This is a genomic window from Clavibacter davisi (assembly GCF_052751415.1).
The window spans coordinates 2,096,862-2,111,828 of sequence record NZ_CP199882.1 but is presented as its reverse complement, the minus strand read 5'-3'; the positions used below and the strand labels follow the sequence as shown (position 1 = coordinate 2,111,828).

Here is a 14,967-nt window from a genome sequence, read left to right as displayed (position 1 = left end):
GCGGGGCGCGGGGCACGCCGCGGGACGGGCGGAGGGGGCTACCGCCCCGCGGGATCCGTCACGAAGTCGATGAGCTGCTCGACCCGGCCGAGGAGCGCGGGCTCGAGGTCCTGGTACGAGCGCACCTGGCCGAGGATCCGCTGCCACGCCCGCGCGATGTCGGCCTGCTCCGCGTGCGGCCAGCCGAGCGCGGCGCAGATCCCGTGCTTCCACTCGACGCTCCGCGGGATGACGGGCCACTCGCGGAGGCCCAGCCGCCCGGGCTTCACCGACTGCCACACGTCGACGTAGGGGTGGCCGACCACGAGCGCGTGCGCGCGGTGCGGCCCGCGGGCGACGGCCTCGGCGATGCGGCTCTCCTTGGATCCCGGCACCAGGTGGTCGACGAGCACGCCCACGCGGCGGCCCTTGCCCGGGCGGAAGCGGTCGAGCTCCTCGTCGAGGTGGTCGACGCCTTCGAGGTACTCGACGACGACGCCCTCGATGCGGAGGTCCTCGCCCCACACCTTCTCCACGAGCTCGGCGTCGTGCCGGCCCTCCACGAAGATCCGGCTCGGGAGCGCGACGCGGGCCTTGGCGTCGGCGACCGCGAGGGATCCGGACGCCGTGCGCGCGGGGCCGGCGGGCGCGGCGCGGGGCACGCGCAGGGCGACGGGCTCGCCCTCGAGGAGGAAGGACCCGCCGAGCGGGAACGTGCGCTGCTTCCGCTTGTAGTCCTCGAGCACGACCATGCCGGACTCGACGCGCACGATCGCGCCGCAGAACCCGGTGGACAGCTCCTCGACCACGAGGTCGCGCGTCGCGTCCTGCGGCCGAGGCGCCTTCTTCGCGGGCCCGCGCCATCCGGCGGCGAGCACGTCCTGTCCGTAGCGGTCGTCGGGGGAGGGAGGCGGCGTCATCCTCCGAGGTTCTCACGGGACGCGTCGCGCACCCGGTCGACGAGCCGACGCCACGGGCCGTCCACCGCGGCCTCGCCGAGGCGCGCCTCGCGGTCGCCGGCGCGCACGAGGTAGACGAAGCGATCGGCGCCCGGGGTGGGCGCGGCGGGCTCGTCCCACGGGCACGCGTCGACGAGCGCGCTCCAGCCGGCCAGCTCGTCGGCGCCGTCGTCCACGCGCACCGACCAGGTGCGGGTCATGCCCGCCATCCCGCCCGTGCGCGACACGGCGATCTCCACCTAGACCTCGATCCCGACGCCCTCCCACGCCGCCTGGACCGCGGCGACCTCGGACGCGCCCTCACCGTACCGCGCGGACGCCGCGTCGACCGTGGCCCGGGCGAAGGCGGCGAAGTCGGCGTCGGGGCGCACGGAGCCGGTCTCGATGACGTCGTACCAGACGCGGCCGGCGCCCTCCCAGGCCGTGCCCCCGATGCCGCTGGCCGCGAGGAAGAAGGCGCGGTTCGGGATCCCGGAGTTGATGTGGACGCCGCCGTTGTCCTCCGCGGTCTCCACGTAGTCGTCGAGATGGCCGGGCTGCGGGTCCTTCCCGAGCACGTCGTCGTCGTACGCGGTGCCGGGAGCGCGCATCGAGCGGAGCGCGACGCCCGTCGACCGGTCGAGGAACAGCTCCGCCCCGACGAGCCAGGTGGCCTCGTCCGCGGTCTGCCCGAGCGCGTGCTGCTCCACGAGCACGCCGAACACGTCGGAGATCGACTCGTTGAGCGCGCCCGACTGGCCCTGGTAGACGAGGCCCAGCGTGAGCTCGGTGACCCCGTGGGTCAGCTCGTGGCCGATGACCGTGAGCGAGCGCGTGAACGGCGCGAAGACCTCGCCGTCGCCGTCGCCGAAGACCATGCGGGTGCCGTCCCAGAACGCGTTGTCGTACTCCTCGCCGTAGTGCACCGTCGCGAGCAGCGGCAGGCCGCGGTCATCCAGCGACTCCCGGCCGTAGATCTCGGAGAAGAGGGAGTAGGTGGCGCCGAGCCCGGCGTACGCCTCGTCCACCTCCCTGTCGCCCGTGTCGGGCGCGTCCTCGACCCGCACGGTGCGGCCGGGCAGCACCTCGCGGTTCCCCGCGTCGGAGATCGTGCGGTGGATCCCGGAGGGGTCGCGGTCGGCGAGCGCCGACGCGTCGGGTGCGGCGCCCGGTCCCCGCCGCTCGTGGATGAGCGGCCCCTGGTCGCGGAGGGCGCGGCGCGCGGCCTGGCGCGCGGCGGACATGCGGTCCGGGTCGGCCTCGGCGAGGCGGGTCAGCAGGTACGGCGGGAGGATCGTGCGTCTCATTCCCCGAGACTCGCACGGGGCGCCGACATCGTCACGGGTGCGGGCGGATCCCGCCCCGGGGTCGCGCCCCGGGGCCTCGTGCCGTACCGTGCCTCAGCCGGTCCAGCGGTAGCCGAGCTCCGGTCGGCCCGGCGTCCCGTACCGCGGCACGCGCTCCACCTGGCCGACGTCCGCGAGGTACTCCAGGTAGCGCCGGGCGGTCACCCGGGAGACGTCGAGCACGGACGACACCTCCGCCGCTGAGACCCCGTCCGCGGGGCGCTCGGCGGCCGAGCCGGAACCCCGGGCGATGCCGCGCACGAGGTCGAGCGTCTCCGCCGACATCCCCTTCGGCAGCCGGGCGTCCGTCGCGGGGGAGCGCAGCGCGGCGAGCGCCCGGTCGACCTGGAGCTGCGTCGTGCTGCGGCTCCCGGCGTCGAGGCCCTCGCGGTACCCGACGTAGGCCGCCATCTTCTCGGCGAACGCCGCGAACGTGAAGGGCTTGATGAGGTACTGCACGATGCCGGCGGTGACGGAGCTGCGCACCACGGCCTGGTCGCGCACCGCCGTCACCGCGACCACGTCGGTCGCCCAGCCCGCGGCGCGCAGCCGGCGGCACACCTCGAGCCCGTGCATGTCGGGGAGCGTCATGTCGAGGAGCACGAGGTCGATGCCGTCGGGCCCGGCCTCGGCGATGAGGCGCAGCGCCTCGCCGCCCGTGTGGGCCACGCCGACGACCTCGAACCCGTCGAGCCGGCCGGCGTACGCCGCGTGCGCCTCCGCGGTGAGCGCGTCGTCATCGACGACCAGCACGCGGATCACGTGCGCACCCCCGTCGCGTCGTCGTCGCCCGAGCGGGCCGCGGACGACCCGCCGTCGCCCCGCCCCGCCCGCGGATCCGCCGGCAGCACGACCCGGAACCGGGCGCCGCCCAGCCGCGCGTCGGCGTCGCCGACCTCGACCGTGCCGCCGAGCCGCTCGGCCGTGCGCGCGACGAGCGCGAGGCCGACCCCGCGCGGCGCCCCGGCGTCCGGCTTCGTGGTCACCCCGAACTCGAGCACGCGCGGACGCACCGCGGGATCGACGCCGGGCCCGTCGTCCGCGACCTCGACGAGGAGCGCGCCGTCGTCCGTCCGCGCCAGCGAGAGCTCCACGCGACCCCGGTCGTCGCCGCGCGCGGTGGCGCGCGACGGATCGGCGGCCGCGTCGATGGCGTTGTCGACCAGGTTCCCCACGATGGTCACGAGGTCGGCGGGAGCGACGCCCGGGGCGCCCGTGCCGTCCGCGACGCGCACGGCGAGCTCGACGCCGCGCTCCGCCGCCTGCGCCGTCTTCCCGCGCACGAGCGCCTGGACGACCGGATCCGCGCCCTCGGCGAGGCCCCCCGCCGCGGCCCGCCGTTCGGTCTCGAGCTCCGACGCCGCGAGGGCGAGCGCCTCCCGCGGACGCTCCAGCTCGATGAGCGACACGATCGTGTGCAGCCGGTTCGCGAACTCGTGCGTCTGCGCCCGCATGGCGTCCGAGAGCGTCCGCAGCGTCGCGACCTCGCCCGACAGACGCTGGACCTCCGTCCGGTCCCGGAGCGTCGTCACCGTCCCGAGCCGGGCGGCGCTGCCGGTGCGGCCCGTCGGCAGCGCGGGGCGCTGCGTCACGACGACGACCCGGCCGGAGGGCAGGTGCACGACCTCGTCGGCCGTCGTCCCGCCGGCGAGCAGCCGCTCGAGGGGCGCGGGCAGCCCGAGCGCGGCGACCTCGACGGGCCCGGCGGTCGGATCCACGTCGAGGTCGAGGAGCTCGGCCGCCTGGTCGTTGTGCAGCACGAGCCGCCGGTCGCGGTCCACGAGCACGATGCCCTCGCCCACGGAGTGAAGCACCGACTCGTAGTAGGCGAGCATCCGCGCCATCTCCTCGGGGCCGAGACCCCACGTCGTCCGCTCGAGCGACCTGCTGAGGAGGACCGCGCCCGCGGCGAGCAGCAGCGCGAGCGCGCCGACCGTCCCGAGGAGCCCCGGCAGCCGCGCGCCCAGCACCTCGGAGACGCGCTCGACGGTCACGCCCGCGGACACGAGCCCGACGATCCCGCCCGCCGCGTCCCGCACGGGGACGACGGCGCGCACGCTGGGGCCCAGCGTTCCGGTGAAGGTCTCGGTCAGCGGACGTCCGGCGAGCGCGGGCCCGGTCGTGCCGAGGTAGCGCCGGCCGATCTGGTCGGGATCGGGGTGCGTGACGCGGACGGTGTCGCGGTCCATGATCGTCACGAAGTCCACGCCCGTGTCGCGCGTCACGTCGAGCGAGTAGTCGAGGAGCGCCGCCGTCGGATCCGCGGACGCCAGCCCCTCCGCCACCCGCGGCGAGTCGGCCACCGTCGTCGCGACGGCGAGGCTGCGGTCGGCCGCCGCCTGCTCCGCACGCTGGCGGGAGTCCGACCAGAGGGCCGCGGTGGCCGCCACCGCCACCACGAGGAGCACGGCGAGCTGGACCACGAGGAGCCGCGCGGCGATGCCGCGGGGGAGCGCGGGGCGCCGGCGTCTCGTCCGGCCCGGGCGTGCGGGGAGCGCGCGCTCCGCCATGCCGCCTCCTCGCCTCCGCGGCGGTCACCCCGGCAGGAACATTATGAACACAACGCCGGGGTTCGGCCGCGCCTGCGCGATCCTGACGGGTACCCGGCGCAGCGCACCCCGTGCCCTGCCCCGCTCACGAGACAAGGACGTCCCATGACCAACCCGATCGCCGCGCTCCGCCGCCTGGACCGCCAGCACTACCTCTACATCGCCGTCATCGTGGCGGTGATCCTCGGCGTCACGGTCGGGCTCGTCGCCCCCGAGGCGGGCGTGGCCCTCAAGCCCGTCGGCGACGCGTTCGTCGCGCTCATCAAGATGATGATCGCGCCCATCATCTTCTGCACCATCGTGCTCGGCGTCGGCTCGGTCGCGAAGGCCGCCACGGTCGGCCGCGTCGGCGGGCTCGCGCTCCTGTACTTCATCGTCATGTCGACGTTCGCGCTCGCGATCGGCATGGTGGTCGGCAACCTCATCCACCCGGGCGAGGGCCTCGACCTCCGGGGCCTGCGGGCGCCGGAGGGCTCGACCGAGGCGACGGGCGAGAAGGACTTCCTCCTCTCGATCATCCCCACGTCGCTGCTGTCGTCGCTCACCTCGGGCAGCATCCTGCAGACCCTGTTCGTGGCGCTCCTCGTCGGCTTCGCGCTGCAGCAGCTCGGCACGCGCGGCGAGCCGGTGCTGGAGGGCATCCGCAACATCCAGATCCTGGTGTTCCGGATCCTCAGCATGGTCATGTGGGTCGCCCCGATCGGCGCGTTCGGCGCCATCGCGGCGGTCGTCGGGGCCACCGGGTTCCAGGCGGTCATCAGCCTCGCGACGCTCATGATCGGCTTCTACATCACGTGCGCGCTCTTCATCGTCGTGGTGCTGGGCACGCTGCTCTGGTTCGTCGCCCGGGTCAGCATCTTCAAGCTGATGCGGTACCTCGGCCGCGAGTACCTCCTCATCGTCTCGACCTCGTCGTCCGAGGTCGCGCTGCCCCGCCTCATCGCGAAGATGGAGCACGTCGGCGTCTCGAAGCCCGTCGTCGGGATCACCGTCCCCACGGGCTACTCGTTCAACCTCGACGGCACGGCCATCTACCTCACGATGGCGTCGCTCTTCATCGCGAGCGCGCTGGGCAGCCCGCTGGCGCTCGGCGAGCAGGTCTCGCTGCTGGTGTTCATGATCATCGCGTCGAAGGGCGCCGCGGGCGTCACGGGCGCCGGCCTCGCGACGCTGGCCGGCGGCCTCCAGTCGCACCGCCCCGATCTGGTGGACGGCGTCGGCCTCATCGTGGGCATCGACCGCTTCATGTCGGAGGCGCGCGCCCTCACGAACTTCACCGGCAACGCGGTCGCGACCATCCTCATCGGCACCTGGACCCGCGGCATCGACGCCGACCGCGTGGCCCTCGTCCTCGGCGGCGGCGACCCGTTCGACGAGAAGAGCATGGGCACCGAGCACGGGGCCGCCCAGAAGGCGCCGGCGCAGGCCCTCGAGGCCGACGTCACGCGCTCCGGCGACCTCGGCGACGACGCCCGCGGCACCACCCGGTGACACCCGGTCGGGGTGGCGCCGGGGCCATCCCGGCGTGGTCCCGAGCGTGTCCGATCCGTTACGCTGTGAGGTCACAGGAGGTACGACCATGGATGCACGCGAAGAGGGTCACGGCGCCACGCGCGTGCCCGAGCAGTACACGAGCACGGACACCACGGCCACCTTCCGGGACGAGCTGGGGGCCGCGCTCGCGGGCCTCGACGGCGGAGTCTCCGCGGACGAGAAGGACGCCGTCACGGCGCTCCCGTCCGGATCCGCGCTCCTCGTGGTCCGCCGCGGACCGAACCAGGGCGCGCGCTTCCTCCTCGACGCCGACGTCACCGTCGCGGGGCGCCACCCGGACGCCGACATCTTCCTCGACGACGTCACCGTCTCGCGTCGTCACGCGGAGTTCGTGCGCGAGGGCACCACGTTCCAGGTCAAGGACCTCGGCTCGCTGAACGGCACGTACTTCGACGGCGTCCGCATCGACACGGCCCTGCTGCAGGACGGCGCCGAGGTCCAGGTCGGCAAGTTCCGCCTCACGTTCTACGCCTCGCGCGCCGACCTCGTCGGCCGGACGATCGAGTAGTGCCGGCGTCCGCCGCCCGGTCGACGCCCGCCCGCACCCCCGGACTCCTCAGCATCGGGCAGGTGCTCGCACGGCTCACGCCGGAGTTCCCCGACCTCACCAACAGCAAGCTCCGCTTCCTCGAGGAGCAGGGCCTCGTGCAGCCCTCCCGCACGGAGTCCGGCTACCGCAAGTTCAGCCCGGCCGACGTCGAGCGCCTCCGCACGGTGCTCGGCATGCAGCGCGACCACTACCTCCCGCTGAAGGTCATCCGCTCCTACCTGCGCGACCTCGACGCCGGCCTGTCGCCCGCGCTCCCCGGCGCGGCCACCGCGCCCGCCACCTCCATGCTCGACCAGGAGCGGCGCTTCAACCGCGCCGAGCTCGTGCGCGAGTCCGGCGCGACGGCCCCGCTCCTCGGCGACGCGATCACCGCGGGCGTGCTCGTGCCGGCCGAGGTCTACGGCGAGGAGGCGGTGCAGGTCATGCGCGCGCTCGTCGAGCTGCAGCGCACGGGCATCGAGCCCCGCCACCTCCGCGGCTTCCGCCAGGCGGCGGAGCGCGAGCTGAGCCTCATCGAGTCGGCGCTCGTGCCGGTCTCCCGGCGCCGGGACGCGTCGAGCCGGGCGCACGCCGCCGAGCTCGCGCGCGAGATCGCGACGCAGCTCGAGGTGGTGCGCGGCAGCCTCATCCGCTCGGCTCTGGGCCGCCTCTCCTCCTGAGCGCCCCCGGAGATCGCTGCGGGCATCCCGCGGCGTCCCGCATCGGCGCTCCTCCTCCTCCGACGGGGCGCGCGCGGACCGCCCCGGCCCGTAGACTGACGTGTCCGCTCGGGACGCCCGTCCGTCGGGAGGATCCGAGCGGCGCCGGCCGACAGGCGCCCCCGATGGGGGCGCGGGGCGGGCCGGGACGACACGCCGGGCGCTCAGGCCGGATGTCGTTGCTCGGGCCCGTGGGCCCCGCTACCGTGAGAGCACGACCCCGACGAACCGACCCGCATCAGCGCACGCTCCCCTCCGGGACCCGCGCTGGGGGGTGGAAGGCAGAACGATGAGCGACTCCACCCCGGACTCCGGGCGCTACGACCTCGGTCTGCTCTTCACCGACGGCCTCCCCGAGATGGACGCGAGCGCCGGCTACCGCGGTGCAGTCGCCGCCCGCGCCGCCGGGATCACCTACCGCCAGCTCGACTACTGGGCCCGCACCGGCCTCGTCGAGCCCACCGTCCGCGGGGCCTCCGGCTCCGGCACGCAGCGCCTGTACGGCTTCCGCGACATCCTCGTCCTCAAGCTCGTCAAGCGCCTCCTCGACACGGGCATCTCGCTGCAGCAGATCCGCACCGCGGTGAACCAGCTCCGCGAGTCCGGCGTCGTCGACCTCGCCCAGACGACGCTCATGAGCGACGGCGCCAGCGTCTACCTCTGCACCAGCAACGACGAGGTCATCGACCTCGTGAGCCGCGGCCAGGGCGTCTTCGGCATCGCGGTGGGCAAGGTGCTCCGCGAGGTCGAGCACTCCCTCGTCGAGATCGACACGCAGACCGTCGACCCCACCGACGAGCTCGCCGCCCGTCGCGCCGTCCGGGCCTCCTAGACCCGAGCGTCCGCTCCGCGCCGGCTCCCGCGCCGGCTTCCGCTCCGGGAGGCCGCTCCTCCCGCGCGCCATCCGCCGCGGGGCGTCACGCCGTGCTCGCGTCCGGCCGCTCGACGCTCCGGTTGGACGGGGGGGGGGGCGGCGTGGCCGAGGCCGCCCGGCCGCCCGGACGACGAACGCCGCCCCTCGACGAGGAGCGGCGATCCGGGAGCGAGCGGGTCAGCGTGCGGCGTTCTCCGCGTAGTCGCCGATCTTCGCCGTGCGCATGATGCGCTCGAGCAGCTGGTCGAAGTTGCGCGCCATCTCCTGCGCGCTCTCGCCGGGCCACACGTGCAGCGGCTTGGCCGCACCCTGCGCCTGCTGGAGCGATGTGCGCTCGGGCAGCTGGGGGCTGAGCACGAGGGGACCGAACATGTCGCGGAGCTCCTTGATGCGGAACTGGTGCTCGAGCGACTGGACGCGTGCGCGGTTGACGATGATGCCGAGCGGCTGCAGGCGCGGCGAGAGGCCGCGGCGGATCTCCTCGATGGCGCGCAACGCGCGGTCGGCGGCCGCGACGGAGAACAGGCCGGGCTCGGTGACGACGGTGACGCGGTCGCTCGCGGCCCACGCGGTGCGCGTGAGGGCGTTGAGCGAGGGAGCGCAGTCGATGAGCACGAGGTCGTAGTCGGCCTCGACGTTGGCGAGGGCCTCCTCGAGCTTCCAGATGTCGCGGATGCTCGGGTGCGGCCCGTCGAAGTTGATGGCGGACGGGCTGCCGATCATGACGTCGATGGTGCCCGTGCGGCCCTTGGTCCAGCCGCTCGGCGCGATGGCCGCGCGGACGATCTTCTCCTTGGGGGAGGCGAGCACGTCGGCGACGTTGAGGTGGCCGGCGACCTGGATGTCCATGCCCGTCGAGACGTCGGCTTGCGGGTCGAGGTCGACCACGAGGGTCCTCAAGCCGCGGGAGAAGGCGGCGGACGCCAGTCCCAGGGTCACTGTGGTCTTTCCCACGCCCCCCTTGAGGGAGCTGACGCTCAGTACATGCACGAGGGAGAGGCTACCGTCGATACTCTGGGAGAACCTAAACGCGTCGCCCCCGAAGCCCTGCCGACGAGAGGCCCGCCATGTTCACGAAGATCCTCGTCGCCAACCGGGGGGAGATCGCGATCCGGGCGTTCCGCGCCGCGGTCGAGCTCGGCGCCCGCACCGTGGCCGTGTACCCGCACGAGGACCGTGGCTCCCTGCACCGGCTCAAGGCGGACGAGGCGTACCTCATCGGCGAGGAGGGGCACCCGGTCCGGGCGTACCTCGACGTCGACGAGATCATCCGGGTGGCCGTCGAGTCGGGCGCCGACGCCATCTACCCGGGCTACGGCTTCCTGTCCGAGAACCCCGGGCTGGCACGGGCGGCCGCCGCGGCCGGCATCGTCTTCATCGGACCCGGCTCGGACGTGCTGGAGATGGCAGGCAACAAGGTCACGGCCAAGGAGCACGCGACCGCGGCGGGCGTCCCCGTCCTCGCGTCGACGCCGCCGTCGACCGACGTCGACCTGCTGCTCGAGCAGGCGGAGGCGATCGGCTTCCCGATCTTCGCGAAGGCCGTGGCGGGCGGCGGCGGACGCGGCATGCGCCGGGTCGAGCGCCCGGAGGACCTCGAGGAGGCGCTGCGCGCCGCCATGCGCGAGGCGGACAGCGCCTTCGGGGACCCCACCATGTTCCTCGAGCAGGCGGTGCTGCGGCCCCGGCACATCGAGGTGCAGATCCTGGCCGACGCGACGGGGGAGACCGTCCACCTCTTCGAGCGCGACTGCTCGGTGCAGCGCCGCCACCAGAAGGTCGTGGAGATCGCGCCCGCGCCCGACCTCGACCCGGGGATCCGCGACGCGATGCACGCGCACGCCGTCGCGTTCGCGCGGAGCATCGGCTACGTCAACGCGGGGACCGTCGAGTTCCTGCTCGACACGGACGGCCCGCGGAAGGGCCAGCACGTCTTCATCGAGATGAACCCGCGCATCCAGGTCGAGCACACGGTCACCGAGGAGGTCACCGACGTCGACCTCGTGCAGTCGCAGATGCGCATCGCCGCGGGGGAGACGCTCGCCGACCTCCGTCTGCACCAGGGGGACATCGTGCTGCGCGGCGCGGCGCTGCAGTGCCGCATCACCACGGAGGACCCGGCGCAGGGCTTCCGGCCCGACACGGGGAAGATCACGTCCTACCGCTCGCCGGGCGGCGGCGGCATCCGCATCGACGGCGGCACGGTCGCCACCGGGGCGCAGATCAGCCCGCACTTCGACTCCCTCCTCGCCAAGCTCACGTGCCGCGGCCGCGACTTCCCGTCGGCGGTGACGCGCGCGAAGCGGGCCCTCGCCGAGTTCCGGATCCGCGGGGTCTCCACCAACATCCCCTTCCTCCAGGCCGTGCTCGACGACCCGCAGTTCCAGGCGGGCGATCTCAGCACGTCCTTCATCGACGAGCGGCCGGGGCTCGTGCGGAGCAACGTCTCCCAGGACCGCGGGACGAAGATCCTCAACTGGCTGGCCGACGTGACGGTGAACCAGCCGAACGGCCCGCGGCCCGGCACGCCGCGTCCCGCCGACAAGCTGCCCGCGCTCGACCTGCGGCGGCCCGCGCCCGCCGGATCCCGCCAGCGCCTGCTCGAGCTCGGTCCCACGGGCTTCGCCTCGGCGCTCCGTGCGCAGACGGCCCTCGCGGTCACCGAGACGACGTTCCGCGACGCGCACCAGTCGCTGCTCGCGACGCGCGTCCGCACGCGCGACCTCGTGGCCGTCGCGCCGTACGTGGCGCGCATGACGCCCGAGCTGCTGTCGGTCGAGGCCTGGGGCGGCGCCACCTACGACGTGGCCCTCCGATTCCTCGGCGAGGACCCGTGGGAGCGCCTGGCGTCGCTCCGCGAGGCCCTGCCCAACGTCGCGATCCAGATGCTGCTGCGCGGCGCCAACACGGTCGGCTACACCCCGTACCCGGCCGAGGTCACCGACGCGTTCGTCGAGGAGGCCGCGGCCACGGGAGTGGACGTGTTCCGGATCTTCGACGCGCTCAACGACGTCGAGCGGATGCGCCCCGCCATCGACGCCGTGCTCGCCACCGGCACCACGGTCGCGGAGGTCGCGCTCTGCTACACGGGGAACCTGCTCGACCCGGCGGAGGACCTCTACACGCTCGACCACTACCTGCGGCTCGCGGAGCGCAGCGTCGCCGCCGGGGCGCACGTCCTCGCGATCAAGGACATGGCGGGCCTCCTCCGGCCGGCCGCCGCCGAGCGGCTCGTCACGGCGCTGCGCCGGGAGTTCGAGCTGCCCGTGCACGTGCACACCCACGACACGGCGGGCGGACAGCTCGCCACGCTGCTCGCCGCCAGCCGCGCCGGGGCCGACGCGGTCGACGTCGCGAGCGCGCCCATGTCGGGCACCACGAGCCAGCCGTCCGCGTCCGCCCTCGTCGCCGCGCTCGCGCACACGGAGCGCGACACCGGCCTCTCCCTCGATGCGGTGAGCGACCTCGAGCCCTACTGGGAGGCGGTCCGGCGCATGTACCGGCCCTTCGAGTCCGGGCTGCCCGGCCCGACCGGGCGCGTGTACCGGCACGAGATCCCCGGCGGCCAGCTCTCCAACCTGCGGCAGCAGGCCATCGCGCTCGGGCTCGCCGACGACTTCGAGCTCATCGAGGACATGTACGCCGCGGCCGACCGGATCCTCGGCCGCATCCCGAAGGTCACGCCGTCGTCGAAGGTGGTCGGCGACCTCGCGCTCCAGCTGGCGGCGGCGAAGGCCGACCCGGCCGACTTCGAGCGGAACCCCGGCGACTACGACATCCCGGACTCCGTCATCGGCTTCATGGCGGGCGAGCTGGGCGACCTGCCGGGCGGTTGGCCGGAGCCCTTCCGCACGCGCGTGCTGCGGGGCCGCGACGTGCGCATCGGGATCACGCCGCTCTCCGACGACGACCGGCGCGCGCTCGAGATGCCCGGCGCGGACCGCCGGCGGGCGCTGAACCGCCTGCTCTTCCCGCAGCCGACGGAGCAGTTCGAGACCATCCGGGGGCTGTTCGGCGACCTGTCCGTGGTCGACACGGAGGACTACCTCTACGGGTTGCGCCAGGGCCGGGAGCACGTCGTGCGGATCAGCCGGGGCGTCGACGTGCTCATCGGCCTCGAGGCCGTGGGAGACGCCGACGCGTCGGGCATGCGCACGCTCCTCGCCGTGATGAACGGACAGCTGCGGCCCGTCTTCGTGCGGGACCGCGGCATCGCCGTCACGACCGCCGTCGCCGAGAAGGGGGACGCGTCGCGTCCCGGCCACGTGTCCGCGCCGTTCTCCGGCGTCGTGACGCTCAAGGTCGAGCCGGGCGACCGGGTGGTGGCCGGTCAGCCGGTGGCGTCCATCGAGGCCATGAAGATGGAGGCGGCCATCACGTCGCCCGTCGCGGGACGCGTCGCGCGCCTCGCGGTGCCGACCACGCAGCAGGTCGACGCGGGCGACCTGCTCGTCGTCGTCGAGATCGAGGAGTGAGGCACGGGATGACCGACACGGGCCGGATGCAGGACGAGCGCTACGACCTCGTGATCGTGGGGGCCGGATCCGGCAACTCCATCGTCGACGAGCGCTTCGCCGACCAGCGCGTGCTCCTCGTCGACGACGGGGAGCACTTCGGGGGCACCTGCCTCAACGCGGGCTGCATCCCCACGAAGATGCTCGTGCACGTGGCCGACGTCGCCGCCGCGGCCCGCGACGGCGCGGCGCTCGGCATCCGCGCGTCGGTCGACGCCGTCGACTGGCCGGCCATCGCCGCGCGCGTGTTCGGCCGCGTCGACGCCATCAGCGAGGGCGGACGCGAGTGGCGCGAGAGCGGCATGGAGAACGTGACGCTGCTGCGCGAGAGCGTGGGCTTCGAGGCGCCGGGCGTGCTCGTGTCGGCGAGCGGGCAGCGGATCCTGGCGGACCGCGTCGTGCTCGCCGCGGGGTCCCGACCCCGCCCGCTGGCGGCCGTGTACGCGCCGGACCCGGCGATCCACGACTCCGACTCCATCATGCGCATCGCCGAGCTGCCCGCGTCGCTCCTCATCGTGGGCGGCGGCTACGTCGCCGCCGAGTTCGCGCACGTCTTCAGCCACCTGGGCGTGCGCGTGACCCAGGTCGCCCGGTCCTCGCACCTGCTCGGCAACCTCGACGAGGACGTGTCCACGCGCTTCACGACGCTCGCGCGCACGCAGTGGGACGTCATCACCGACTGCGAGGTGGAGGAGATCGAGCGCGACGGCGACGTGCTCCGCTCGCGCCTGGCGTCCGGGCACCTGGTCGAGACGGAGGCCGTGCTCGTCGCGCTCGGCCGCATCCCCAACACCGACACGCTGGCGGTCGCGAACGCCGGCTACGACCTGCACGCGGACGGCCGCATCGTGGTCGACGACCGGCAGCGCGTGCTCGCCGGCGGCGAGCCCGTGCCCGGCGTGTTCGCGCTCGGCGACATCAGCGCCGAGCACCAGCTCAAGCACGTGGCCAACCACCAGGCGCGCGTGGTGCAGCACAACCTGCTGCACCCGGACGACCTCACCGGCGGCGCTCCCGGGCCCGTCCCGCAGGCGGTCTTCTCGCGCCCGCAGATCGGCTCGTTCGGCCTGACGGAGGCGGAGGCGCGCGCGGCGGGGCCCGTCGTCACGATCGAGCAGCCCTACTCGTCCACGGCCTGGGGCTGGGCCCTCGAGGACACGACGTCGTTCTGCAAGCTCGTGGTGGATCCGCGCGACGGCGGCACGCTCCTCGGCGCGCACATCATCGGCTCGGACTCCGCGGCGCTGATCCAGCCGCTGCTGACGGCCGCGAGCCTCGGCCACCGCGTCACGGGCCTCGCCCGCGCGCAGTACTGGCCGCACCCGGCCGTCACCGAGGTCGTCGAGAACGCGCTGCTGGCCGCCGAGTCGGCCGTGTCCGACTGGGCACGCGAGAATGGAGCGGGCCTCGCGCCCGCGGGCGCCGATCGACCCTGACCGCCGGCCCGCAGGACCCACGGAAGCAGAGAATGACTGAACGACAGATCCGCCTCTTCGGCGATCCGGTGCTGAAGACCGTCTCCTCGGAGATCCACGAGATCGACGAGGGCGTGCGCGCCCTGGTCGAGGACCTCCTCGACAGCGTGCGGCCGGACGGCCGCGCCGGCGTGGCCGCCGCCCAGATCGGCGTGAACCTCCGGGCCTTCAGCTACAACGTGGGGCCGTCCTTCGGCTACATCCTCAACCCGGTCATCGAGGAGCTGCGCGGCGAGGCCGTGCTCGTGGACGAGGGCTGCCTCTCCGTGCCGGGCCTCTGGTTCCCCACGATGCGCCACCCCGAGGCCGTGATCAGCGGCATCGACCTCGACGGGGAGCCGGTGCGCCTCGAGGGCACGGGCGTGCTCGCCCAGGCCTTCCAGCACGAGGTCGACCACCTCGACGGCCTGGTGTACCTCGACCGGCTCGACAAGCAGCGCCGCCGCGAGGCCATGAAGCAGGTCCGCGAGTCCGGCTGGTTCTGACCCGC

13 protein-coding genes are annotated in these 14,967 nt (G+C 74.1%); 7 read left to right on the top strand and 6 right to left on the bottom strand.

Features of this window, described 5'->3' with window-relative positions:
- Window positions 1-38: 38 nt before the first annotated feature.
- From ACU4ZT_RS09965 to ACU4ZT_RS09945, 5 genes are all read right to left on the bottom strand, one after another.
- Window positions 39-899, bottom strand: coding sequence for a DUF3097 domain-containing protein (locus tag ACU4ZT_RS09965; protein ID WP_445337090.1), 861 nt, complete (start codon window positions 897-899; stop codon window positions 39-41).
- The gene (locus tag ACU4ZT_RS09960) at window positions 896-1,165 is read right to left on the bottom strand and encodes a protealysin inhibitor emfourin (RefSeq protein ID WP_414146355.1); all 270 of its coding nucleotides are present in this window, start codon (window positions 1,163-1,165) and stop codon (window positions 896-898) included. The genes ACU4ZT_RS09965 and ACU4ZT_RS09960 overlap by 4 nt, the downstream gene beginning before the upstream one ends.
- A gap of 12 nt (window positions 1,166-1,177) precedes the next feature.
- Window positions 1,178-2,224 carry a M4 family metallopeptidase gene (locus ACU4ZT_RS09955; RefSeq protein WP_414747863.1) on the bottom strand — a complete coding sequence of 349 codons (1,047 nt, stop codon included), beginning with the start codon at window positions 2,222-2,224 and terminating at the stop codon, window positions 1,178-1,180.
- A gap of 93 nt (window positions 2,225-2,317) precedes the next feature.
- Window positions 2,318-3,025: a response regulator gene (locus tag ACU4ZT_RS09950; RefSeq protein WP_414763441.1), complete on the bottom strand. Its 708-nt coding sequence runs from the start codon at window positions 3,023-3,025 to the stop codon at window positions 2,318-2,320.
- Entirely contained in the window at window positions 3,022-4,773 is a 1,752-nt protein-coding gene (locus tag ACU4ZT_RS09945; protein WP_445337089.1) for a sensor histidine kinase, read from the bottom strand. The genes ACU4ZT_RS09950 and ACU4ZT_RS09945 overlap by 4 nt, the downstream gene beginning before the upstream one ends.
- A gap of 144 nt (window positions 4,774-4,917) precedes the next feature.
- On the opposite strand from ACU4ZT_RS09945, the gene ACU4ZT_RS09940 reads away from it, so the two are divergent.
- The 4 genes from ACU4ZT_RS09940 to ACU4ZT_RS09925 all read left to right on the top strand — a co-directional run bounded on the left by ACU4ZT_RS09940 (window position 4,918) and on the right by ACU4ZT_RS09925 (window position 8,446).
- Window positions 4,918-6,303, top strand: coding sequence for a cation:dicarboxylate symporter family transporter (locus tag ACU4ZT_RS09940; RefSeq protein WP_063072139.1), 1,386 nt, complete (start codon window positions 4,918-4,920; stop codon window positions 6,301-6,303).
- An 88-nt stretch (window positions 6,304-6,391) separates the two neighbouring features.
- Entirely contained in the window at window positions 6,392-6,874 is a 483-nt protein-coding gene (locus tag ACU4ZT_RS09935; protein ID WP_063072138.1) for an FHA domain-containing protein, read from the top strand.
- Complete coding sequence (ftsR, locus tag ACU4ZT_RS09930; RefSeq protein ID WP_414747865.1) at window positions 6,874-7,575, top strand: transcriptional regulator FtsR; 702 nt, start codon at window positions 6,874-6,876, stop codon at window positions 7,573-7,575. The genes ACU4ZT_RS09935 and ftsR overlap by 1 nt, the downstream gene beginning before the upstream one ends.
- Before the next feature lie 328 nt (window positions 7,576-7,903).
- On the top strand, window positions 7,904-8,446 hold the full coding sequence (locus tag ACU4ZT_RS09925; RefSeq protein ID WP_063072136.1) for a MerR family transcriptional regulator: 543 nt from the start codon (window positions 7,904-7,906) through the stop codon (window positions 8,444-8,446).
- 219 nt (window positions 8,447-8,665) lie between these two features.
- On the opposite strand, the gene ACU4ZT_RS09920 is transcribed toward ACU4ZT_RS09925, so the two are convergent.
- Window positions 8,666-9,478: a ParA family protein gene (locus ACU4ZT_RS09920; RefSeq protein ID WP_045528295.1), complete on the bottom strand. Its 813-nt coding sequence runs from the start codon at window positions 9,476-9,478 to the stop codon at window positions 8,666-8,668.
- Window positions 9,479-9,555: 77 nt separating this feature from the next.
- Between ACU4ZT_RS09920 and ACU4ZT_RS09915 the strand changes: the two genes are divergently transcribed.
- The 3 genes from ACU4ZT_RS09915 to ACU4ZT_RS09905 are packed head-to-tail and all read left to right on the top strand — an operon-like array spanning window position 9,556 to window position 14,962.
- Window positions 9,556-12,963 (top strand): pyruvate carboxylase, encoded by a 3,408-nt coding sequence (locus ACU4ZT_RS09915; protein WP_270981713.1) that lies wholly within the window; start codon window positions 9,556-9,558, stop codon window positions 12,961-12,963.
- A gap of 8 nt (window positions 12,964-12,971) precedes the next feature.
- On the top strand, window positions 12,972-14,438 hold the full coding sequence (locus ACU4ZT_RS09910) for a mycothione reductase (RefSeq protein ID WP_445337088.1): 1,467 nt from the start codon (window positions 12,972-12,974) through the stop codon (window positions 14,436-14,438).
- A 32-nt stretch (window positions 14,439-14,470) separates the two neighbouring features.
- Window positions 14,471-14,962: a peptide deformylase gene (locus ACU4ZT_RS09905; RefSeq protein ID WP_063072133.1), complete on the top strand. Its 492-nt coding sequence runs from the start codon at window positions 14,471-14,473 to the stop codon at window positions 14,960-14,962.
- Window positions 14,963-14,967 lie beyond the last annotated feature (5 nt).

Coding starts and splice junctions, on each gene's coding strand:
- ACU4ZT_RS09965 (WP_445337090.1), bottom strand. CDS start 899: ATGACGCCGCCTCCCTCCCCCGACGACCGCTACGGACAGGACGTGCTC.
- ACU4ZT_RS09955 (WP_414747863.1), bottom strand. CDS start 2,224: ATGAGACGCACGATCCTCCCGCCGTACCTGCTGACCCGCCTCGCCGAG.
- ACU4ZT_RS09945 (WP_445337089.1), bottom strand. CDS start 4,773: ATGGCGGAGCGCGCGCTCCCCGCACGCCCGGGCCGGACGAGACGCCGG.
- ACU4ZT_RS09940 (WP_063072139.1), top strand. CDS start 4,918: ATGACCAACCCGATCGCCGCGCTCCGCCGCCTGGACCGCCAGCACTAC.
- ACU4ZT_RS09935 (WP_063072138.1), top strand. CDS start 6,392: ATGGATGCACGCGAAGAGGGTCACGGCGCCACGCGCGTGCCCGAGCAG.
- ACU4ZT_RS09925 (WP_063072136.1), top strand. CDS start 7,904: ATGAGCGACTCCACCCCGGACTCCGGGCGCTACGACCTCGGTCTGCTC.
- ACU4ZT_RS09915 (WP_270981713.1), top strand. CDS start 9,556: ATGTTCACGAAGATCCTCGTCGCCAACCGGGGGGAGATCGCGATCCGG.
- ACU4ZT_RS09910 (WP_445337088.1), top strand. CDS start 12,972: ATGACCGACACGGGCCGGATGCAGGACGAGCGCTACGACCTCGTGATC.
- ACU4ZT_RS09905 (WP_063072133.1), top strand. CDS start 14,471: ATGACTGAACGACAGATCCGCCTCTTCGGCGATCCGGTGCTGAAGACC.